21 protein-coding genes are annotated in these 21,626 nt (G+C 59.4%); 4 read left to right on the forward strand and 17 right to left on the reverse strand.

The window, feature by feature from the left end:
* Positions 1–20 precede the first annotated feature (20 nt).
* The 3 genes from NKI88_RS25570 (at position 21) to NKI88_RS25580 (ending at position 3,428) form a co-directional block, all read left to right on the forward strand.
* Positions 21–1,331, forward strand: coding sequence for a tyrosine-type recombinase/integrase (locus tag NKI88_RS25570; RefSeq protein ID WP_352658147.1), 1,311 nt, complete (start codon positions 21–23; stop codon positions 1,329–1,331).
* 343 nt (positions 1,332–1,674) lie between these two features.
* The gene (locus tag NKI88_RS25575; protein ID WP_352658149.1) at positions 1,675–2,859 is read left to right on the forward strand and encodes a hypothetical protein; all 1,185 of its coding nucleotides are present in this window, start codon (positions 1,675–1,677) and stop codon (positions 2,857–2,859) included.
* Positions 2,860–2,888: 29 nt separating this feature from the next.
* Entirely contained in the window at positions 2,889–3,428 is a 540-nt protein-coding gene (locus tag NKI88_RS25580; protein WP_352658152.1) for a GNAT family N-acetyltransferase, read from the forward strand.
* Here the strand turns inward: NKI88_RS25580 and NKI88_RS25585 are convergent.
* The 16 genes from NKI88_RS25585 to NKI88_RS25660 all read right to left on the reverse strand — a co-directional run bounded on the left by NKI88_RS25585 (position 3,388) and on the right by NKI88_RS25660 (position 19,044).
* Positions 3,388–3,909 (reverse strand): AAA family ATPase, encoded by a 522-nt coding sequence (locus tag NKI88_RS25585; protein WP_352658155.1) that lies wholly within the window; start codon positions 3,907–3,909, stop codon positions 3,388–3,390. The two genes, NKI88_RS25580 and NKI88_RS25585, sit on opposite strands and share 41 nt — an antisense overlap.
* Positions 3,906–4,322, reverse strand: a complete 417-nt coding sequence (locus NKI88_RS25590) for an ASCH domain-containing protein (protein WP_352658158.1) — start codon at positions 4,320–4,322, stop codon at positions 3,906–3,908. The genes NKI88_RS25585 and NKI88_RS25590 overlap by 4 nt, the downstream gene beginning before the upstream one ends.
* 309 nt (positions 4,323–4,631) lie before the next feature.
* A complete protein-coding gene (locus NKI88_RS25595) occupies positions 4,632–4,880 on the reverse strand; it encodes a DUF2274 domain-containing protein (RefSeq protein WP_023807838.1) in 249 nt (82 codons plus the stop codon).
* A 13-nt stretch (positions 4,881–4,893) separates the two neighbouring features.
* Positions 4,894–6,111 (reverse strand): TraB/TrbI/VirB10 family type IV secretion system protein, encoded by a 1,218-nt coding sequence (locus NKI88_RS25600; RefSeq protein WP_352658161.1) that lies wholly within the window; start codon positions 6,109–6,111, stop codon positions 4,894–4,896.
* 10 nt (positions 6,112–6,121) lie between these two features.
* Positions 6,122–7,150: a P-type conjugative transfer protein TrbG gene (trbG, locus tag NKI88_RS25605; protein ID WP_352658164.1), complete on the reverse strand. Its 1,029-nt coding sequence runs from the start codon at positions 7,148–7,150 to the stop codon at positions 6,122–6,124.
* Entirely contained in the window at positions 7,140–7,871 is a 732-nt protein-coding gene (gene trbF, locus NKI88_RS25610; protein ID WP_352658167.1) for a conjugal transfer protein TrbF, read from the reverse strand. The genes trbG and trbF overlap by 11 nt, the downstream gene beginning before the upstream one ends.
* Complete coding sequence (trbL, locus tag NKI88_RS25615) at positions 7,872–9,194, reverse strand: P-type conjugative transfer protein TrbL (RefSeq protein ID WP_352658170.1); 1,323 nt, start codon at positions 9,192–9,194, stop codon at positions 7,872–7,874.
* A gap of 36 nt (positions 9,195–9,230) precedes the next feature.
* A complete protein-coding gene (trbJ, locus tag NKI88_RS25620; protein WP_352561949.1) occupies positions 9,231–9,956 on the reverse strand; it encodes a P-type conjugative transfer protein TrbJ in 726 nt (241 codons plus the stop codon).
* Positions 9,953–12,403 (reverse strand): conjugal transfer protein TrbE, encoded by a 2,451-nt coding sequence (gene trbE, locus NKI88_RS25625; protein WP_352658174.1) that lies wholly within the window; start codon positions 12,401–12,403, stop codon positions 9,953–9,955. The genes trbJ and trbE overlap by 4 nt, the downstream gene beginning before the upstream one ends.
* Positions 12,397–12,669: a VirB3 family type IV secretion system protein gene (locus tag NKI88_RS25630; RefSeq protein WP_023727918.1), complete on the reverse strand. Its 273-nt coding sequence runs from the start codon at positions 12,667–12,669 to the stop codon at positions 12,397–12,399. Before NKI88_RS25630 ends, trbE begins: the two co-directional genes overlap by 7 nt.
* Positions 12,666–12,977: a TrbC/VirB2 family type IV secretion system protein gene (locus NKI88_RS25635; protein ID WP_352561947.1), complete on the reverse strand. Its 312-nt coding sequence runs from the start codon at positions 12,975–12,977 to the stop codon at positions 12,666–12,668. The genes NKI88_RS25630 and NKI88_RS25635 overlap by 4 nt, the downstream gene beginning before the upstream one ends.
* Before the next feature lie 12 nt (positions 12,978–12,989).
* On the reverse strand, positions 12,990–13,958 hold the full coding sequence (gene trbB / locus NKI88_RS25640) for a P-type conjugative transfer ATPase TrbB (RefSeq protein ID WP_352658177.1): 969 nt from the start codon (positions 13,956–13,958) through the stop codon (positions 12,990–12,992).
* Positions 13,955–14,368 (reverse strand): CopG family transcriptional regulator, encoded by a 414-nt coding sequence (locus NKI88_RS25645; RefSeq protein WP_352658180.1) that lies wholly within the window; start codon positions 14,366–14,368, stop codon positions 13,955–13,957. Before NKI88_RS25645 ends, trbB begins: the two co-directional genes overlap by 4 nt.
* Before the next feature lie 119 nt (positions 14,369–14,487).
* The gene (locus tag NKI88_RS25650) at positions 14,488–16,518 is read right to left on the reverse strand and encodes a conjugal transfer protein TraG (RefSeq protein WP_352460408.1); all 2,031 of its coding nucleotides are present in this window, start codon (positions 16,516–16,518) and stop codon (positions 14,488–14,490) included.
* A 457-nt stretch (positions 16,519–16,975) separates the two neighbouring features.
* The gene (locus NKI88_RS25655) at positions 16,976–17,962 is read right to left on the reverse strand and encodes a GTP pyrophosphokinase (RefSeq protein ID WP_352561944.1); all 987 of its coding nucleotides are present in this window, start codon (positions 17,960–17,962) and stop codon (positions 16,976–16,978) included.
* Positions 17,959–19,044, reverse strand: coding sequence for a nucleoid-associated protein (locus NKI88_RS25660; protein ID WP_352561943.1), 1,086 nt, complete (start codon positions 19,042–19,044; stop codon positions 17,959–17,961). The genes NKI88_RS25655 and NKI88_RS25660 overlap by 4 nt, the downstream gene beginning before the upstream one ends.
* 584 nt (positions 19,045–19,628) lie before the next feature.
* Here NKI88_RS25660 and NKI88_RS25665 point away from each other — a divergent pair.
* A complete protein-coding gene (locus NKI88_RS25665) occupies positions 19,629–20,336 on the forward strand; it encodes a hypothetical protein (protein WP_352658183.1) in 708 nt (235 codons plus the stop codon).
* Positions 20,337–20,501: 165 nt separating this feature from the next.
* Here NKI88_RS25665 and NKI88_RS25670 read toward each other — a convergent pair whose 3' ends face one another.
* Complete coding sequence (locus NKI88_RS25670; protein ID WP_352658186.1) at positions 20,502–21,080, reverse strand: hypothetical protein; 579 nt, start codon at positions 21,078–21,080, stop codon at positions 20,502–20,504.
* Positions 21,081–21,626 lie beyond the last annotated feature (546 nt).

A 21,626-nucleotide genomic window follows, 5' to 3' on the forward strand; every position in this document is an offset into this window, starting at 1 on the left:
AGCCAAGGGAGACCTGACGAATGCCCCTCTCCGACGTGAAATGTCGAAACGCCCGCCCTGCTTCCAAGCTCGTGAAATTATCTGACGGGGGCGGGCTGCAGCTATGGGTACAGCCCACGGGCTCTCGCCTCTGGCGGCTCGCCTACCGCTTTGACGGCAAGCAGAAACTGCTCGCGCTGGGCAGCTATCCCCTTATCTCTCTCGCCGAGGCACGGGAGGCGCGCGATGATGCTAAAAGGCTCCTGCTAGCTGGCGTCGACCCTGGAAAGGAACGCAGCTTGCAAAAGGCTGATTCGGCAAAGGACTCCTTTCGCTCAATCGCGGGCGAATATGTTGACAAGCTAAAGAAGGAGGGACGTGCCGACCGGACGATCAGCAAGGTCAAATGGCTGCTCGACTTTGCCTATCCGATAATCGGCGACAAGTGCGTTCGGGAGATCGATCCGGCCACCATCCTTGCCGCCCTCCGTCGCGTGGAGGTTCGCGGTCGATACGAGTCGGCCAGGCGACTGCGCTCCACCATCGGCAGCGTGTTTCGATACGCAATCGCGACCGCACGCGCCGAGACAGATCCGACCTTCGCCCTCAGAGGCGCACTCATCAGTCCGACGGTAACGTCTCGCGCCGCGATTACCGATCCGAAAGCCTTGGGCGGTTTGCTGAGGGCGATCAATGCATTTGACGGACAGCCTACAACCCGAGCCGGTCTGAAGCTGATAGCGCTGCTGTTTCCCCGCCCCGGCGAGCTTCGCGCCGGTGAATGGGAAGAGTTCGATTTTGAAAACTCGGTGTGGACCATCCCTGAAGCACGCATGAAAATGCGACGGCCGCACCGCATACCCCTATCAAAGCAGGCGATCAGCGTCCTTACTTCACTGAGAGAAATCTCTGGTGGTGGATCGCTGCTGTTTCCTAGTGTTCGATCGGCTTCGCGTCCGATTTCCGATAACACGCTTAACGCCGCGCTGCGCCGTATGGGTTACGGCAAGGAAGAAGCAACCGCGCATGGTTTTCGAGCAACGGCATCAACTCTGCTGAACGAATGCGGCAAGTGGCATCCGGACGCCATAGAGCGACAGCTGGCCCACATTGAGAACAACGACGTTCGGCGCGCATACGCCCGAGCAGAGTACTGGGAAGAGCGCGTGAGGATGATGCAATGGTGGGCCGATTATCTGGATGAACTCGAGAGCAAAACGCCGCGGGTGATCTCAATCGGGAGACGCGGCAAGCCTGCTGTCTATACACCGTCGCGACCGTCCACTTTGAACCCAACAGCGACCGTTCATCAAACGCCGATACGAATCCCCAACCGACGAAAATCATTCTGACGCTCGAAAAAAAGCCAGAACTGTACGGGAGGGACAATTTTTTCTTATTAGAAGGCTATACGATGGCAGTTGGTTCGCCAGTTCGTGTTTCTCGACGTTCTCACTTGGGCCGCGAACCGCACGGCCTAAAACGTAATGATGATAGATTTCAAAACGCCCTTGGCATCGGGCAGGGCCGTCGTGTTCGCCAACGGTAGGCCACCCGTGGTTGCCAGTCCGCGCGTGCTGATTGGAGACCGCCGCGTCACGTTTTATGGCCGCTTTGTCCCTTTTGCTGGCGGTCGAGGCAAATGGATAAGTACATGGCGGAAAAGTTAGTGAACTTGTGATTTGTTTTGCAGAGTTGGCGGTGCGCGTCACACAACAAAAACGGGCTATAGGGACTGAAATGCGGGGCAGTATCGCGATTTGGCATGACACGCTTGCAGACGACGCCAACGGCTATGCGCCACGCGTCGAGGTCCACATTAACATATGGAAGGGCGAGAGGCGCTCGGCCAAGAGGCGCTTTCATCTCTTGGATATCGGCTTTCGCTTCCAGGAAATGAGATCGCTCCGGACGCTGTCGATCAGCCTCCCTTTCGAGATTCAGTCCGACCATATTTTCGACCTGTTCGATGTGATGCACGACTCATCGACGTTATCCGCAATCTTCAATGAAACGCTGTCGGCAGGGGAGGTCCAAGAGAACGGCAAAACGTTCGCGGCGCTCAACGAACCGAAGAAGGTGCAATTCTATGTTTCGCGCTGCTCAAGAGATGACCGAAGTCTGACCACAATCGGGAAAGGAGGTGACGCCGGCTCTGTAATCATGCTCCGCGATCAATTTTTTGACCGAATGCGGGCCAAAATCGGCGATCAGTATATTCGTCTCCGAATAAGAGTCCCCTTCCACCTCATGAACGGATTCGTTTCTGAAGTCGACGCCAAGGACTCTGCTTTCCTGAGCACGATCTCCACCAGCGAAATCGTCGAATTCCGTCTAAACGAGCGGCGCAATTTTTCGGCCGCAATCCTGGAACGATTGAGCGGCGGGGCAGATCTGATCGATGTGTCTGCTGTTCATTATTTTCTGATCAGGGATATGACCGTGGAAATGACACAATCCCATACTGGCTTCAAAAAAATGCGTCGGCTGGAACCCGAAATCTGGGAACGGTATCTCCGAGATGAACCGCAATTCAACGCACAGAACATGATAATCTATCATTGGAGCTCGCTCGCCCCGCCTCAATCTACGGTCGACAGCTTCACCGCGCTCGCGACTTTTCGTGCTTACTACACTGGCCGCCTCTGGATTTACGGACTGGTTGTTGTTGCACTGGGTGCAATGGGAAGTGCATCGCAAGCAGGCTTGGCGGCCCTGGTTGGAATGCTGTGGGAGATTAAGGACCCGTGGCAGGCTGCTGCCGTCAACGCTGCGATCTTTTTCTTCCTGGTCTTTTTGCTCTTTTTTATCGTCCGATTTGGCCGACGGTGGTCAAATCCACTCGAATGGGTTATCGGATTTTTCAGCGCCCGCCGTTAAGGTGGGGGTTCACGAATCAGGAGGGGAGCATGCCTATGATAAACGAGCCAGGCTTCGCAAACATCCTTTCTGGGCCCGTTGCTCAGCCGAACATGCCCAGCGATCCATGCACGATTTATGATTGGCTGGTGCGGGCTGGCGTTCACGGGTTTTACCCGAATTTTCGGCCGTGGTTTTTCGGCAGGGTCATTCCAGGGCTCCACAGCGGGGAGCGCCATATCGTAACCACATATGTTGAAGGCGCGCTTGCTGGCATAGCCATTTGCAAGCGCTCAGAGGCGGAGCACAAGCTCTGCACGCTTTGGGTCGAGCCTGCCTTGCGCGAGCGTGGAGTTGCGAAATCGTTGGCTCGCTATGCATTTGACTGGCTCGATTCCGACCGCCCGCTTTTCACCGTGCCCGAAGAGCGGATCGCAGAGTTTGCCGGGCTGCTCCGCGTGTGGAGTTTTTCGGCACCCAGAACTTATCCGAGCCTGTATCGATCAAATCGAGTCGAGTATGTCTTCAACGGACCTGTCGGGATTTCTGTCAATGATCGAACGACAACCGGCTTTCGAGCGTCCACCTAAACTCATCGAGCGTCGGAGCCTCCAGTGCTACCAGTGGGGTGCCAAGCCGAATTGCGAGCCGTTCGCAGGCAGCTTGCTCTAACGCGGTAAGCGCAGCGATCTCGGCTGTGGTCGCAAAGTTCGCGCCGGGCACCCTCCGCGCTAAGATCTGTTCTGGACCATCCAGGATATGGATCAAAAGGTCCGGCGCGATTTCGTCGAAGAACGAGTCCGGAACAAGCAGTGGCCCCTCTAGCGTCTCGACCAATGCATGGCCATCAACAATCTGATGCCTCTTTGATCGGGGATACGCCGATAGAGCTTCTGCCGCCATGCGTTGGTTGGTGAGCCCATCTGCGAGTGTAGCGACTGGCAGGATGCCGTTAACCGCCCTCAAGAGCTGACTGATGCTGGCATACTCTAGCTCCGGGATATGCTCGGCAGCGTGCAGAGAGCGGGTCGTCTTACCCGATTTTGAAAGCCCCGCGACGAAAACTCTCATGGGCGTGTTCCAATCGCATTGACCAATCGAGGTGATGCATAGCCCCAAGACTGGGGGGCCGTGAAGCTGAAGTCGTGGCGTAAACGGTCCAGGCGCCAATCTTTGACTAGAGGCAGGTGTCGAAGAATTTCGATACCAAAACCGGCGTCTCGGTCTTGGAAGTATGTTGCGAAGTGGCGCTCATCAACGCATGATGCCTTGCCATGCACGCGCCAAAGTTCCTCGACCGGAAGTTCATGAATCGCGCCCATTTGTAGGATTGCGGTAAGCCTGCAATTCGGCGAGGATTCGTAGAGGTACGCGGCAGAACCGGCAAGGTAGCGAGGGAAGCGCCGCCTTAGCTCGATCGTTTTTTCGCCAGAGCGAATTAGTGCAGCCCATTTGGGCTGAATGCTCAAAACGACCGTTCGCATGTGAGCTTTCCTGAACCGAATCCTTAATTGCACATAGGCGTGGTAGTCGCTAGTGCGCAACGCGCTCGGCAGCTACTAAGCAAAATGAATGATGTGTTGGGTGCAGATTGACCATTCCTCAACGGCAGACATGGCAACGGTTGCTCGTCACCGAGATCCTGCAGAGCGGATCCCGCTTGCAAGCCGTGTCTGTGGCAGCGCTAAAATGTCAACTCACGCAGAACTTGAGATTGCCTCCTGAGTGCCGTGTCGGCAGAGCAACCGAACTTGAACAATCGGTGTGCTTTACTTGGATTGTGAACCTGGGTGCTACCGCTTTTTCTCTGGCATGTCGACGGCCGGCAGACCTTCCTTTCTGGCCTTGGCAAACGCCCGGTCGCCTTCCAGGAACCCGACCAGCATAAAGGGGATCAGTTCAGCCACGGTTTCGGACTCGCCATAGATCTGACGGTAAAGTGCGGCATAGTCGTTGAGTGCTTGGCTCAAGTCGGCGCCAACGGTGATGGTGATCTTCGAAGGTGTCCGGTCCGGAAGTTTTCCGAGTTTCAGGTTAGCCATGAAGTCCTCCTGTTCACCCCGTGTATGGCCGCAACACGAGGTCCTTGTGCACGATGACGCGCAACGGCCAACCAGGGCGGACGGTGATCGTGGGTTGGACGTTCAGGTTCTTTTCAGTGATCCGTTGGCCCGCTTGACTGACGTTCTGCTGGGTGGATTCACGAATTGCCTTGACCAAGTCGCTTTCATTTTCCCCAAACCTCAACTCGGTACCAACCCCCAGCAATGTGGCCACCGCGACGCCCTTGATCAACTGCCAAGTATGGAAATCCACCTTGTCCTCGAGCCCGGCATAGCCGGACGCGTCGGTCGCGGGCAGATTGTCGATTTCGGTAGATGAGCCATCCGGCATCACGATGCGTTGCCACACCAACAGAGCGCGCCTTTGCCCAAAGGCTACAACGCTGTCGTAGGTGCCGATCAGCCGTGAGCCCTGCGGGATGAGCAGGATGCTGCCGGTGACGCTGTCGTGCACATTCTCGGTGATCTGGGCGACGACAAGGCCGGGCAGATCGGAATTGATGCCGGTGATCAGGCTTGCAGCGATCACGCTGCCGGCCATGATCTGATAGGGCGAAGCCGGCGTCTGCAGTGCATGCGGGTTGTAGATCCCGTCGGTGTTCCGTTGACCGATGAAATCGAGCTTGCGCTGTTGATTGTTCTGGTCGCCCTCGGCCGGCGCGACGGAAGCTCGCTGGCCTTCGGTGTCTGGCTGCGGAGACGCCGTCTCGAAAGGTGAACGTCCGCCCTGCCCATTGCTAAAAGCTTCCGTCTGCTGGGGCCGGTTTTCGATGCGGAAGAGGACTTGCGACTCGCGCGCCTCAATCGCTTGTTGTGCAAGCCGCTGGGCCTCGGCGGAAACGTCTTGCCCTGGTGCGATGCCAAGCTGGCGCTGGTGCTCGACAATAGGACGGCCGAGATCCCCAGGCAGCGGCGGTCCAAGCACCGGAGCCTTCGGCTTGCTCCCGGAATAGTCCTTGGGCAGCGTTTCAAGTCCCTCGGCGGTCGGCTTGCGGTCCGTGCTGTAGAGCTCTTCGGTCTGCTGTTTCAGGCGCAATGCGGGTCCCCGCAGCGCCATCATCGTGACGCCAAAAACAGCGCCGGAACCAACAGCAGCGATCGCGACGATTATGCCGCGCCTGAACCGCACCGCTCGGCGGGGCGAGGCTCGCAGCTGCAGCTGTTCGGGATTGAGCTTCGGCAGAGCATTCGGACGGGAAGTATCGGTCATGAGCCTCCCCTTACCTGCCAAAACGCGAAAACAGCGAAACCCGCCGCGGCGGTTGCCGACCGTCGGTTCTCGTAATGCGCACCACCTGCTGCTGTTTGGTGCCCAGCCTTAGCTCGGCCGCAGCAAAGAGGCGATCGACGATGTAGTAGTTGCCGCGCATGCGATAGTTGACGAGCTGGTTGTCCCCGTCGGCTCCGACGATGAAGAGCGGCGGCGCCTCACCTTGGTCGATACGGCGCGGGAATTCGATATAGACCCTGCTGCCATCATCAAAGGCGCGCGTCGGTCTCCACGGTGGCGTGTCGCCGGCGATCGAATAGCGGAAGCGGATGTTTTCGAGTGCTACGTTCGAGGCCGCGGGCATTTCAGCCTCGGCCTGAGCGTTGCGCCGCCGAAGCGCCACGAGTTGGTCTTCGCTGTAAATCCAGGAGAGCGCCGCCATGGCAGTTTTCTCAGTGCTTTGAAGCTGCAGGTGATAGGATCGCCTGTCCGTCGTGATGACCAGATTGGTGGCAAGCCCCGGCGCGAATGGCTTCACCAGCACATGAGTGCGCTGGTCATCGCCTGAGCCACTAACGGTGTCACCGATCACCCAACGGACCGTGTCCCCGGCTGAGACCGAGGTCAGCTTCTCGCCCCGCTGCAATGAGATATCGGTGACGCGCTCCGGCGCGGCGTAGAGCTGGTAGAGCGCGCCGTCGGCAAAGGGGTAAACCTGCACCGCATTGACATAGCCAAACTTGGTGGGTTGTTGCGTCGCCGCCTTGTTGGCATCGGCGACCTGTTCTTCCGGCGAGCGCTTATCTGAAGCGGGCTTGCCGGGTGCGGGCATCAACTGACCAGGCAACGGCAACCGCTTCGGCACTTCCACGACCTTGACCGGCTTCTCCGGCGCCTTCTCGATCGCGGCTGGTTTGAAGTCCTCGTGGTCATAGGAAATCTGAGGCGGCGGCACTGGCTTCGAGGCACAGGCCGAAAGAACCGCAGCAGACGCCGACAGCATGAAGGCAGCACGAAACGATGGGGCTCTATTTGTCATTGGCGGGCTCCTTAGGGGAAACGGGGGTTGGCGCGGCGCTGTCGAGCTCGCGCGACCAGTCGATGGCGTTGATGAATACGCCGAGCGGGTTCTTGCGCAGCTGGTCAGTGTTCGTCGGCGAGCGGATCACTATGGTGAGGATACCTGTCCAGCGCGTCGTGCTCGCAAGGCTACCACGCTCAAAAATCTGCTCGGTCCATTTGACCTGGAATGAACTGTCGGAAGCCCTGACGACGCTGGTCACCTGCACCGACACGCTGCGCGTGCCGATCTGACTGAACGGGTCGTTCGCCTTGGCATGCTCGTTGAGGAAAAGCGCCGCGCGGTCGGTGGCGAAATCGTAGGCCGACAGCCAGTTCTGCCGCACCAGCACCGGATCGGTGGAGATGGAGCGGACATTCTGGATGAAGCGGCCGAGATGCCAGGCGATCTGGGCATCGTCAGGCTGGTAGTCCTGAATTGCCGGCGCGACGGCGCGCGCCTCACCAAAACGGTCGACCTCAACGACGTAAGGCACAAAGCGGCCCTGCGCCGACTGCCATAGAAGCCCGCCAGAAAGCCCCCCGGCCAAGGCCAGGCAGCCAAAGGCCATCAGGCGCCAGTTCCTCGCCTGCACGCGCGCTGTGCCGATGCGTTCGTCCCAGAGCTGACCGGCCTTTTGATAAGGTGTTTCAGGCTCGGACGTCTTTCCGTAACGCTGAACGGGTCGCTTGAAGAGCATCTAATCTTCCTTGTCGTTGAGAGAGGGGTTGGCGCCGCTTCCGCCCCGATCGCCATCGCGCACCACCTGCGTGGCAGCATGGCGATGGGCGCGCGCGGCCTGTTCGGAGCGCAGACGCCTTGCCCATGGAGGCGCCGCGGTTGGATCCGCAGCGGGCGAACTTCCGCTCATCGACCTGATCGGCGTGCCACCGGTCGCTGTCCAGCCGGCATCGCGGCCGGCGTCGGCGCTGCGTCGGAAAGGCTCTGAAGCAGATCGCATTCCCTGCATCGCGGCGCCGCCAGCGGCATTCGCAACACCCTGCAGCCCAGCAGCTACCCCGGAGAGGACGGAGTCAGGCGCTGTTGCACGGCCCATATGCCAGGCCGTGGAAGCAGCCGATCCCATAGCTGTGCCGGCACGGATTGCACCAAGACTACCGCCGGCCGCCATGCGCGTGCCGGCAAACGCGGCGCCTCCGGCAACGAGCGTTGATCCGGCTGCGGCCCCCGTTGTTCCAAGTGCTGCGCCAGCACCGAGCTGCGGCGCGCCGGAAACAAGACCCGACGCAATCCCGGGGCCGAAAATGCCGAGCCCAAGCAGCGCAAGTGCACCCAACACCTGCGACATCGCCGCGGCCAGGTCCGGCTCCTGGCCCTGCAGGGCGGAAGCGAACTCGCCAAAGAGCGTGGAGCCGATGCCGACGATGACGGCAAGCACCATCACCTTGATGCCCGACGAAATCACATTGCCGAGCACGCGCTCGGCCAGGAACGCCGAGCGGTTCCAGAGCGCGAAGGGCACCAGGACGAAGCCGGCCAGCGTGGTGAGCTTGAACTCGAGGATGGTGATGAAGAGCTGGATGGAAAGAATGAAGAAGGCGATGAGGACCAAGAACCAGGCCAGAAGCAGCACGAAGATGGTGAGCGCGTTACCGAAAATCTCGGGGAAGCCTACTAGCTGGCTCGCTTGATTGAGGAGCGGCCAGGCGCCCTCGAAGCCGGCTGCGGCAATCCGGCCTGGCCGCAGGAGACTTTCGGCGGACAGATTGCCGGCGGACGCATTGATGCCGAGCCCGGCAAAGGAACGGTAGATGATGTCGGCGAGGTTCTTGAAGTTGTTGAGCATGAAGGCGAAGGCGCCGACATAGAGCACTTTGCGGACAAGCCGGCCAAAAACGTTGGGTTCGCCGCCGAAAGCCCAGACCAAGCCCGCGAGCGTGATGTCAATGCCGATCAGAATTGTGGTGAGAAAGGCGACGTCGCCCGAAAGCAGACCGAACCCGCTATCGATATAGCGGGTAAAGGTCTCCATGAAGCGATCGATGACTCCGAGGTCGTTCATGTAGCCGCCTTCCTCGTTGTCTTAAAGAACTGCCGATCAGTTGCCGGGATAAGCCGTGCCGGTGCCCAGGAAACGCTTCGTCGTCTCGCGAGCGGCTTCCTCAGACTGCGCCTTGCGCGCCGCATCCTCGGCCTCGGCCCGGAACTGGGTCGCAAGCAGCGTCTGGATCTGCATCTGCTGCTTGGTCGAAAGCGCGATCAGCTGATTGGTAGCCTGGCTTGCCTCGAGGGCACCTGCCGCGCCCTGACTGCGATTGACGAGATCGGTAAGCAGGTCGCCATCGGCCTGCACGTTCTCGACGATCTGCGACTGCGCGCTCATGGTCTGGCGGAACGCCTGCATGGCGCTCTGCCAGCGATCGCGCGCGGCGCTCGCCACATCGCTGACCTTGATGGTGGCGTCGTAGCTTTCCGGATATTGCTGGCGCCACTGGTCCTGCAGCTTGTCGAGATCGAAGCTCAGGCCGCTCGCCTGGGTCATCAGACCGTCAATCCGTTGGAGCGAGCCGGTAAGCTGGCCCACGGAAGAGAAATCCAGGCGCTGAAGGTTGCGCGCCATGTTCTGCAGCATGGTCGCCTGATTCTGAAGCGACTGGATTTGGTTGTTGATCTGCTCCAATGCGCGTGCTGCCGACAGCACATTTTGCGTATAGTTGGACGGGTCAAACACGATGAGCGCATAGGCCGGCTGGACGTAGTCAGCCATCGGTTTGGCGATCAGGGAAACGGTGACCAGGCTAGTAAAAAGGCGGCGTCCGATCATGACGATTGCTCCTTGTTAGGTTGAGGAAATTGCTGGAGAAGCTCGGCAGCCCACTGAAGGCCGCGCGCATTGAAGAAACGGGCGGCAAAGCTGCCCTGCCCTTCTTCGGAAAGAACATTGTCGATCAGGGTCTGCGCGGCCGGGTCGGAGGCGCCGCAAAGCGCAAGAGCGATCGGGCCGAGTCCGAGCTCGAAAAGCCGGTTGCCGCGGCGCGACTGAAGATAGTAGTGGCGCTTCGGCGTGGCGCGGGCGACCAATTCGACCTGTCGCTCGTTCAAACCGAAGCGCTCGTAAGCCGTCCTCGCCTGCGGTTCGACGGCACGATCATTGGGAAGAAAGATGCGCTGCGGGCAGCTCTCGATGATTGCGGCTGCAATAGAAGAGCCGGCGATGTCGGCAAGCGACTGCGTAGCGAAGATCACCGACACATTCTTCTTTCGCAGCACCTTCAGCCATTCCCGGACGCGGGCGGCAAACAGCGGATTGTCGAGATAAACCCAGGCCTCGTCGAGCATCAGCAGCGTCGGCCGCCCGTCGAACCTCTCCTCGAGGCGGTGGAACAGATAAGTGAGCACGGGCAGCACAGCGCCTTGGCTGTGCATCAGCTCCTCGGTCTCGAAGCACTGCACATCCGAGATGGCGAGCCGATCATCATCGGCGTCGAGCAGCCGGCCGAAGGGGCCGTCGAGCGTGTAGGGCATCAACGCCGATTTGAGCGCATTGGACTGAAGCAGGACCGACAGGCCAGTGAGCGTGCGTTCCTGCGTTGGCGCGGTGGCGAGGCTGGTGAGCGCCGACCAGATTGCCTCCTTCACCTCCGGGGTGACGGTGACATTCTCGTGAGCAATAAGGCCGGCGATCCATTCGGCTGCCCAGCCACGGGTTGCCTGGTCGTCGATGTTGCGCAGCGGCTGAAAGGCAAGCGCACCATCCGCACCCAGCGGATGGTGGTCGCCGCCCATGGCAAGCGTGGCGGCGCGGGCCGAATTGCCTTTGTCGAAGACATAGATTTGCGCGCCAGCGTAGCGCCGGAACTGCAAGGCGATCAGGGCAAGCAGAACCGACTTGCCCGCGCCGGTCGGCCCGACAATCAGCATGTGGCCGACATCGCCGATGTGGGTGGAAAGCCGAAACGGCGTCGACCCGCTGGTCTCAGCGAAAAGAAGCGGCGGAGCGTGATCGCCGGTGACCTCGGCAAGATGCTCGTTGTCCGCTGGACCTGCCCACACAGACGACAGCGGCATGAGATGGGCAAGGTTAAGCGTGTGAACGAGCGGCTGGCGAACGTTGGCGTAGACATGACCCGGCAATGAACCAAGCCACGCTTCGACGGCATTGATGCTTTCGCGAATGGTGGTGAAGCCGAGCCCGTTGACGATGCGCTCGACGGCGCGAAGCTTTTCCGCGGCGGCTTCACGGTTCTGGTCCCACACCGTCACCGTTGTGGTGAGATAGCCGAAGCCGACATGATCGCCGCCCAACGACTGCAGTGCTGCGTCGGCATCGAGCGCCTTGTTGTCGGCATCGCTGTCGACGAGAGGCACCGGCTCGTTGGTCACCACCTCGCGCAGAATAGCCGCGATCGATTTGCGCTTAGCAAACCACTGCCGGCGCAAGCGCGTCAGCGTCTTCGTGGCTTCCGTCTTGTCGAGTGGAATGAAGCGCGTCACCCACCGATAGGCGAAATCCTGGTGATTGAGCGCATCAAGGATTCCTGGCCGGGTGACGTTCGGAAAGCCGAGAACGGTGAGCGTGCGCAGATGCTGGTCGCCCAGCATCGGCTCTAGGCCGCCGGTCAGGGGCGCGTCAACCAGGACGCCGTCGAGATACATTGGCGTTTCAGGCACGGCGACCGGATGACGGCGGGTCGAGATCGTGCGGTGCAGATAAGTCAGCGTCTCGGCGTCATCCAGCGCACGTACTTCAGGCATGAAGCCCGACAGAAGATCCAGAACCCGGTCAGTCTCATCGCCAAACCACGCCAGTTCCTCGCGCCAGTCTCTCGCGGCTCCTGAATGATGCGACTCGACGAGGGCGCTTTCAGCCCGCGCCTGACCATCTGGTGGCGGCATGAACAGCAGGGTCAGATGGTGAGAACTCTCGAAATGCGCGACCTTGCCCTCGAAGGCAGCGCCGCGTTCTTCCTCAACCAACCATGACGCGGCATCGGGAAAACGCGAGGTCGGATAGCCCAACGCCTCAACGCGCTCGGCCTCGAAGAACAATGCCCAGCCAGAGCCAAGCCTCCTCAGCGCATTGTTCGCTCGCGCGCAAACGCCGATGAGCTCAGCTTCGGTCGCGCTTTCAAGGTCGGGGCCACGAAACCGCAACGTCCGCTGGAAGCTGCCGTCCTTGTTGAGCACGATGCCAGGCGCAACGAGTGCTGCCCAAGGCAGATGGTCGGCAAGCCGGTCGGCTTTGCCGCGATATTCCGAGAGCTTCAGCATGCGAGCCAGCCCTTCTGGCGAAGATGGCGGACAAGCACGCTGGCAAAGTCCGGATCGCGCCTCGCGGCAAAAACCGCGAGCGTGTGTCCAGCGATCCAGAGCCCGAGACCAGCGATCCACTGCTGCAGGCCAAGCCCGATGGCCGCAGCCACCGTGCCGTTGAGAATCGCTACCGCCCGTGGCGCACCGCCCAGCAGAATGGGCTCGGTCAACGCCCGGTGAACGGGAACCTCGAACCCTTCGATATGCTGCTCTCCAGTGGTCATCCGACGAGTGCCCCGCCACCAAAGGAGAAAAAGGAGAGGAAGAAACTCGACGCCGCGAAGGCGATCGACAGACCGAAGACGATCTGGATCAGCCGGCGGAAACCGCCCGCCGTGTCGCCGAAGGCAAGGGTGAGGCCAGTGGTGATGATGATGATCACCGCGACGATCTTAGCGACCGGCCCCTGCACCGATTCCAGGATCTGCTGTAGCGGCTGTTCCCACGGCATTCCGGAGCCGGCAGCGTGAGCTGGGGTGGTGAGAAGAAACGCCAAGGCGGCAGACGAAAGAAATCGAAGTTTTTTGCGCATGAGGTGAACCTTTCAAAGCTGCTGGAGTTGCGGAAGGGTGAGCTGGATAACGGCGTAATCGCCACTGCCGTCGAGGCCCGTGACCTCGGCAATCGCGTCGATTCGGCGCGAGGATCCCCGGCCAGCGATGAAGACAATCAGATCTATCGCCTCGGCGATGAGTCGGCGGGGGACGGTGACAACAGCTTCCTGGGCGAGCTGCTCGATGCGGTAGAGGCCCGAGCGCGCCGAATTGGCGTGTACCGTGGCGATGCCACCGGGGTGACCTGTGTTCCACGCCTTCAACATGTCGAGGGCTTCCGCGCCTCTGACTTCGCCGACGATGATGCGGTCGGGCCTCAGCCGCAGGGTCGAGCGCACAAGATCGGCGAGCGTGACCGAGCCTCGCCTCGTCCTCAACGCAACGCAGTCTTTGGCTGCGCATTGCAGTTCGCGCGTGTCCTCGATCAGGATCACCCGCTCATCACCTTCGGCGACTTCCGCCAGCAGCGCATTGGCAAGTGTGGTTTTGCCCGACGACGTGCCGCCGACGACCAGGATGTTGCTCCGCTCGCGGACTGCCTTCTTCAGCGCCTCGGCCTGAAGCGGCAGCATGATGCCGTCGGCGACATAGTTGGCCAGCGTGTAGAGTTTTGCCGCCGGCTTGCGGATTGCGAAACACGGCGCCAGAACGACAGGCGGTAGCAGCCCCTCAAACCGCTCGCCCGATGGCAGTTCGGCGCTGATAATCGGATTGTCAGCATGTGCCTCGGCGCGCACGTGGGAGGCAACGAGGCGGATGATGCGTTCCGCCTCGGAAGGGTGCATATGCACACCTGTGTCGACCCGGCCGTCTCCCAACCTGTCGAGCCGCAGCGCGCCGTCGGGATTAACCATCACCTCGATGACGGTCGGATCGGCAAGGGCCTCGGTGATCGCGGAGCCCATGGCTGTGCGCAGCATGGCGCGGCGGCGATGGTCGGCCTCTGGATGAGAGCTCATCCTTCGCCTCCGTTGCCATTGCCGTTGCCAAGCGAGCGCTTCCCGGAGGCGATCTGGCGACCGACCTGCTCGACGAATTTGTCAAAGCGCTCTTGGGCAATCGCCTGTGTCGCCCGATCCGGGACTGGCGTGTGGGCATGAAGCGTGATCGAAAAGCGTATGAAGAGCGCCAGGCTCTCTAGGATCACCTCGATATCGGCTCGGATATGGTCGAGGTCGCGGGAAAGACGGTCGAGCCGCCTGCCATAACGATTGTCGAGCTCGTTCTCGCCACGCCGCTCGATGAAGGCCTCGACCGCTTTTGCGACGATCGCCGATTTTGTGGTCGACGGGTTGCGGCTGAGGGTTTCCAGCTTCCCGCTTAACGCGGGTTCGAGCAGAAACTGGTGGCGGATGCGGTGGGACTTCATATGTCTCGTTCCGACTGGCCGGCGCTGATGCGCCGGCGGCGGGAACGAACATCGTCGAGATCGGCAAAATCGCTTATGGGCGTTATCTACGCCGAGATACGCCTGAGCCGCGGAAGCACTTAGAAGCCGGGGATGATGTCCTTGTCGTCGCCCCTTCCCTCGTTGATACCGTAGGCGCTCGCCGCGGTAGAAACCCGGTCCATGACACGCTTGTCTGCGAGTGCCTCGGCGTCATCGTCCGCCAGATTGAAGAGGTCGTCTTGATCAGGCTCCTGAGAGACGACGACGTGTTCTTCAGGCAGGCCGGGATGACGCTGCTGTTGCACGCCGCCCTCTTCTTCGATTGCCGCGCCGGCGTTTTCGTCATCGGCAGCGAGACGGCGGTCAACATTGCGGACTTGTCCGCTCCAATCGTCGGGGCGCGACGCAGGACAGTCCGCGTACACACCCTCCCGCAACACCGGCGCCGGCAGCACCCGTTCGGTGAAATTGGGATCCTGGTAGTAGCGCAACTTTTGGGCGCGGATCGGCGGCAACCCCGAAACAAGGATTAATTCGTCAGCTTGCGGCAACTGCATTACCTCGCCAGGCGTCAGCAGCGGGCGAGCGGTCTCCTGGCGACTGACCATGACGTGCGAGAGCCAGGGCGCCAGCCGGTGGCCGGCGTAGTTGCGCATGGACCTGAGTTCCGTCGCCGTACCGAGCGCATCCGAGATGCGTTTGGCCGTGCGCTCGTCGTTGGAGGAAAAGGCAATGCGCACATGGCAATTGTCGAGAATGGCGTTGTTCTCGCCATAGGCTTTGGAGATCTGGTTCAAGGATTGCGCGATCAGATAGGCGCGGATGCCGTAACCCGCCATGAAGGCGAGCGCGGTCTCGAAGAAGTCGAGGCGGCCAAGAGCCGGAAATTCGTCCAGCATCATGAGCAGTTGGTACTTGCGGCTCTTCTTCGGGTCACCTTCCAGCCGCTCCGTCAGTCGCCTGCCGATCTGATTGAGCACCAGTCGCACCAGTGGCTTGGTGCGCGAGATATCCGATGGCGGCACCACTAGATAGAGCGACATCGGTCGTTCCGCATCCATGAGGTCGGCAATGCGCCAGTCGCAGGCCGATGTTGCCGCGGCCACGGTCGGGTCACGATAGAGACCGAGAAACGACATGGCGGTCGAGAGAACGCCTGAGCGCTCGTTCTCTGATTTGTTAAGCACCTCGCGAGCCGCCGAGGCCACGACGGGATGGACCCGAGGTTTGTCCGCCGTGCCGAGGTGGTTGGTGGTCATCATCCGCAGGAGTGTCGTGGCAAACGAGCGTTGCGGATCCGACAGGAAAGTGGCGACGCGGGCGAGCGTCTTTTCTTCTTCGGCGTAGAGCACGTGCAAGATGGCCCCGACCAAGAGTGAATGACTAGTCTTCTCCCAATGATTCCGCCGCTCCAGCGCGCCTTCCGGATCGACGAGAATGTCGGCGATGTTCTGAACGTCGCGGACCTCATCTGAGCCCCTGCGCACTTCCAGCAGCGGGTTGTACCGCGCCGACCTTGGATCGGTCGGGTTGAACAAAAGGGAGTACGAGAACTTCGACCGCCAGCCGGAGGTCAGCTGCCAGTTCTCGCCTTTGATGTCGTGAATGACGGCCGAGCCGGTCCAGGAAAGAAGAGTTGGAACGACCAATCCGACGCCCTTGCCCGAACGTGTCGGCGCAAAGGCCATGACATGTTCCGGCCCGTCATGTCGCAGATAGTGATCCTTCAGTTTGCCAAGGAAAACGCCGGCCGGCTCAAACAGGCCTGCTTTCTCGATTTCCCGAGCCGCGGCCCATCGTGAGGAACCATAGGTGGTGACCAACCCCCTCTGCCGCGCGCGCCAGAGGGAGCCAGCTATTGCGGCCGCACAGCCCAGGAACCCGCTGGCTCCGGCAAGCATGCCGGCCTTGTCGAAGACCTCAGGGGCGTAGGCGTCGAATTGAAACCACCATTCGAACAGTTTCCACGGCTTGTAGATCGGCCAGGCCGCCGCGACAAACCATGGCGCGCCAAGCTGCAGCTGATTATCCAGCATGTGGGCGCACCATTGAGTCGCTGTCCATACGCCGAGGATGACGATGGCGAATACAACTACGATCTGACCGACAAGGAGCTTCGTCGGTGTCATGGGCGCAGCCTCCGAGGTATTGTTAAACGGAAGCAGCATGGCGTGACGTTTCAGAATATCGAAGATACCCAATATACGCGCCCGTGCGATGCAGTGAACGTTGCAGGCTTGGAAGACTGGGGCGCCAAGAAGTGTCATCGCGAAGGGCGACAAGCGAATGACTTGTATTGGGCCGTTACCGGCCTGGCGGGCTTCGGCTAGGATTTGCGATAAGCTGCCGTTCTGGAGGCGACCTCATTGCGGTTACTCGACGTCAAATTGGAGAACAAAGATAGTGGCCGCCCGTCAACGTCACGCTTGGCGAACCTCTGTCGACACAACTCCTTCGCCGAGCTTCTCTCAGAGGAAAATGGGCGACTGATCAGCCCCTGCTCCAGCGCAGGTTCTGAGTGACGATTTTTTCGCGAGGCCAACTTCTCTTTGACTTGAGCGTCGAGGCGTTGGACTGCTTTGTGGCTTACTGCGGAAGGGCCAAGCCAAGGTCGGAGTATATCGGCCCGAGTTCCTCATCGGTCAGTAAACCTGGCGAGGTGGCGATGCTCGGGAAATTGCCCACCACGAAGTAGAGCAACAGGATCGAAGGCAAGGCGAACAGGGTTTGCTCCTCTAGCCGACCCTTGATGCGCTCCCTGATGAAATCCTTGGTGTTCAGCCAAAGGAGGATGTCTTCAATTGAGCTCTCCCCGGCCAGTGGGAGGTACGCGTCGATCAACTCACCGTCGAGAGTGGTGACAGTCGCGTCCACGCCGATCTTGTCTCGGTAGTACACGGACAAGGCGTCGATCAGAGCCTTGACGCTCTTGACCGATGCGGCGATGAGGCTACCGACTTGGCGGAAGTAGTCGTCAGTCGCTTCGATCAACGCCATCGCCTTTGCCGCAGCTCGCATCATCTCAGGCGTCGATTTGACGCTCGGTTTGTAGATTGTGTCGTGGGTGACTTCGCTAAAGGCATGCTGCAGCAGCGTACGGACCTGTATCTCGCACGGAATGTCCAGCGGCATAGGGGCGCTCTCGAAGACGATCCCCGCTTTTGCCCGAACCACGTAGTGGACCGACTGGTACCCGAACTCCCAAGGCTTGCGAGCTCGCTCTTCAGCGAAGTCCCGGGCCTTTTCCCAGAACCAGTATCTGTCGCCGAATTCGGTGATCGCCTTCTCGACGATGGTTATTTCGTCGGACGTGAGCACGACGAAGCGGATGCCCACCTTGTCCTCGATGTCGTCATACGGGCTTGCATAGCCCTTGCCGCGATAGAGAGCCTTCTGGATAAGCGACTTGCTCTCCTTCAGCCTATGTTTAACCGGAAGGCGCAAGAACAGGCCCGGCGCCTTCACTTGGGTCGAGAGCCCGTCGATGACCGCGTGGATGACGAACCTGCCCCAGGCATCGTAGTATTGCTGCTCCGCCTCCCAGCGCCGCAGGATCTCGAACTCGGTCGTCATAGCTGTTCGGTGACTGGTCTGCGGACCGTGATCCTGGTCCAGCTTGCAGCAGCCTCGCCATCCGAAACATCGCCTGCCGGCACATCCTTGATTGTCACGGTGCCATTCCGTATCGCGTCCGGGGACGCAGAGAACTCGATGTCTGGACCAAACTTGTACTTCCGGCGCCGCAACCTTCCCCCCATCTCGCTGATGTCCCGAACCACGGCTCTATTGGTCGGGAATTTCTTGGCTTCGAGGAACTTGTTAAACGGGTCGCGCAATTCGGGTGGAAGATACGTGTCGCCGAACTGTTGCGAGGTGAACGTGGGTGCCTGATCTACCTTGACGAAGGCGAACAGCGCGTCGCCCAGGTCCCTTCGGAGATCTCGGTCATTTACCGCTGTGCGAACGAATTCCTTCGTGAGGTCGAAGAACTTCGCGGTTTCGTATTTCCCGCTCTCAGGAAAGGCGCAGCCAAGAAAGCCGTCGTAGAAATATACGGCCGCGTTCTCTCGGCGGGCGGCGGTGATATTGCTGTCAAATACGAAGCATCGCCAATTTGTGCTCGCCGTGACAGCGACATCTTCAGAGATGAAGAGAGCAAGCTTGTAAAGTCTCGTGGCTGGCGTCAGGAAGATGTTCTCTAGGAATTCGGTCACAACTTTTGCTGCAGCCAGTCGGCGTTGAAAGCCCGACTGCATCTCCGCTTTAATCACCCCTAAGAAGGGCTTTCCGTCGCCGCCGACTTTCCCATCGAAGACCAGAAGCATTCCACCGGGAATCCCTCGTGATTTCTGTGCGTCAGCGAGGGCATCGGCCATGTGATTGGAGATGCTGGGGAAATCGGTGTCGGTTGCGAGAACAAGACGTCGAACAGTCCCAACCACGCTCGCGTCATTGGTCTTCACTATCTGCATCTCTATGCTCTTGGACTGTGCGGAGAGCGCGTCGGTGATACGCATCCCAAAATGACTGAGAGCCTTGGTATCCAGTATTTCGAGATCCTTGCCGTAGGATGGCGGCACTACATTAGGCCCGTCTTTCCTCTGGAATACCTCATGCATAACGACTCGGCCGATAGAAAGATTCTCTACAAGCAAAACTCGATCCCCCTTCGAAAATATTGAAGAATTTTATTCTGAGCGGGTTAAGGAAGGATATCAGAACAAAACAAGAACACAAGGACGCACGACGTAGGAACAGTGCGGGGGAATCTTAGCCAGGGGTGCGAAGGGCGGCCGCTACACGGCAGCCCTTCGTTCCAAGGGATCATAACATGGGGCAGGACAAGAGCGGTGTCGGGACGCTTGAGGTCTCCATGATCGCCGATCGAATGATCATCTCATTCGTCTGAGATCCGGTGACCACCCTCGTCTGTCACAGTTCGACTGCCGTTGCCCCGAACGCCTGCTTTCGGGGCCTTGAACGATCGACGCCATGCCGAGTATGTGACGCGAGGCAGACTTGGCTCATTCGGCCGCAACCGTTCCAAAGCCTCGGTAAATGACTTGACGTTTCTTGTGGCTGAAGGCAATTTGGCGATGGCCTCCCGCACAGGCCAGTGTGCCCACCATGCAAAGCCTCGCAGTGCGCTGTCGCTGAGATTTAACCAACCATTCCCTCCTGGGACGGGTCTGTCAGCAGTGGGCACATGTTGGATCCGTTACCACGATAGGAATGGATCATGAGCAATAGCGATCAACTGAAGGAACTGAAGACCGCTGCGCGAAACATTGCCCGCGCCAGGCGAATAAAACACATAGGCGCGTTGGAAGTGATTGCACAGGCATTGGGCTACCCGCATTGGAACGCCCTGACCAATGCAGAAAGGAAGGGATGGCGTCCGTCTGAGGGGGATCGGGCTATCGCTCGGGCGCTGGTGCTTGCCGAAAATCCGCTGATTTCCATAGATACTGATCCCTGGAGCGTGCTTGGCCCTGACAAGTTCGAGGGCGAACTGCAAGGGCACAGCTATCGGGTGAGCACGCAGTCGGACGATGTTCGCATGTGGGGACGAGGTTGGGAAGTGACCTTACCTGAGGCCCCCTTAGCTCCTGCTCGTTTTCGAGTAACAGATCACAGCCTCAAAGCGAACCCGATTGACCATACAAACTTCCGACATGCCGCGCTCGAAATAGCTTCGGGTTGGCGCAAGCTGGTTCACGCGCGAATCGCCTCAGACTGGCCTCGTCGCTCAACCGTGCCAGACAGCGCCGGCCGTGCCGAACACCCCCTAGGTCATGAGGTAAGCGACATCTGGTTTTGCTTGCATTGCGACCAGTCGTCTACCGGGGTTGAGGTTGCCGCGAACCTTTTTCACTGCCCGCGCTGCTTGGCATCTCCCCTCGAAATTCACGCATCTCCTTGGTGGCAAGCTGATGTGACGAAGTAAGCGCCGGAGCCAAGAAATCTCCTACTTTTTTACAGTTCTTGCTGTGCCATGACATGGCGCAGCAAGACTGTCGCGGCATATGCCTCAATCGCTTACAGAACGTACAATCAGGCGGCGCCCTGTAAAAAGGTTCACGGATGGAAGTTTGGCCTTATCGGTAACCGATCAGGATTCGATCAACGCAACAATCTCCTCATAGGTCAAACCGTTCGGCTCGCCGTCAAGGTAGGAGCGGATCAAATCAGTTTGCGTGCTCCGGGCCGTCATGATCGAGTGCTCTTCCATCTTATGATTAACGAGCGCTTGCTGGCCAACCATACGCATTTTCTGCAGCTGAAGCAGCCCAGCCGTCGTCATCTCGCGATGGTAGGAATACTTGTGTCCACGCTTAACCACCCGATCGAGGATTATGAGTTGTCCTGCGGGCGAGACATCTGGATGTGCTGTCACGGCGAGGCTAACGTCAGTCTTTTTACCGTCATACTCCAGCCAGGCGTGGGAAATCATTATGTCGTCGGTTCCGTCATTGACGTAACCGACGACTGGAACCGTGGAAATTCCATACTTGTTTTTTAAAAATTCATGCAGAAAAAATACTGAGTGGTAGCACATGCCTGTGACATGCCCCGGCTTGATGAATTTGTCGAACAAGGCTTGAGCAGCGTCGTTAACGATTTTCGCTTCATCAGAAAGACCATCCAGCAATTTTGAAATCGCCGCGGCCTTTTGTTTTGCCTCACCCATGTTCCTCCCGAATCCTCTCACCCAGACTGACATTGCAGCTACTGCCGCCAGCCTCGATCAATGTCAATTGCACCGGGTGCGCAGCGGCGTGATGCCTGCCTGCCTAATAAAGGTGCTTGGGCGCTACCGGAAGATCCCAGTCATCGAGTACCCGCACCAGCTGCCTTGATTGGTAGAGGGCGAAGCATGTCAGTGCGGACCACTGCAGCGGCTACCGCCGCAGCCAGCGTTGATCTCGGGTGCTGGCTTACCCATAGCGCCCCAACCCCGGACATCGGCCTTCACGCCTTCGGCGGTTCTCCTTACAGCGGGCATCTTAACTGACGGACGGCATGGAAAGGTCGAAAAGGCCGTAAGTACTCACTCCATGCTAGACATTGCTGGGTAGTGTGCTGAGAGTTCTGCAAATTCGCTGAGAGAGGGCGGTCATGGCAGGCTGGTGATGTTCAACGTCACCGATTCCTGGAAGGAACGCCACCATGACCAAGACAGAAGGTAAATCGACCAGCGCTGCCGTCAAAGACATTCTGCTTTCGAACCCGGAGG

The sequence above is a fragment of the Mesorhizobium sp. M0317 genome (assembly GCF_040321555.1).
Lineage (GTDB): Bacteria > Pseudomonadota > Alphaproteobacteria > Rhizobiales > Rhizobiaceae > Mesorhizobium.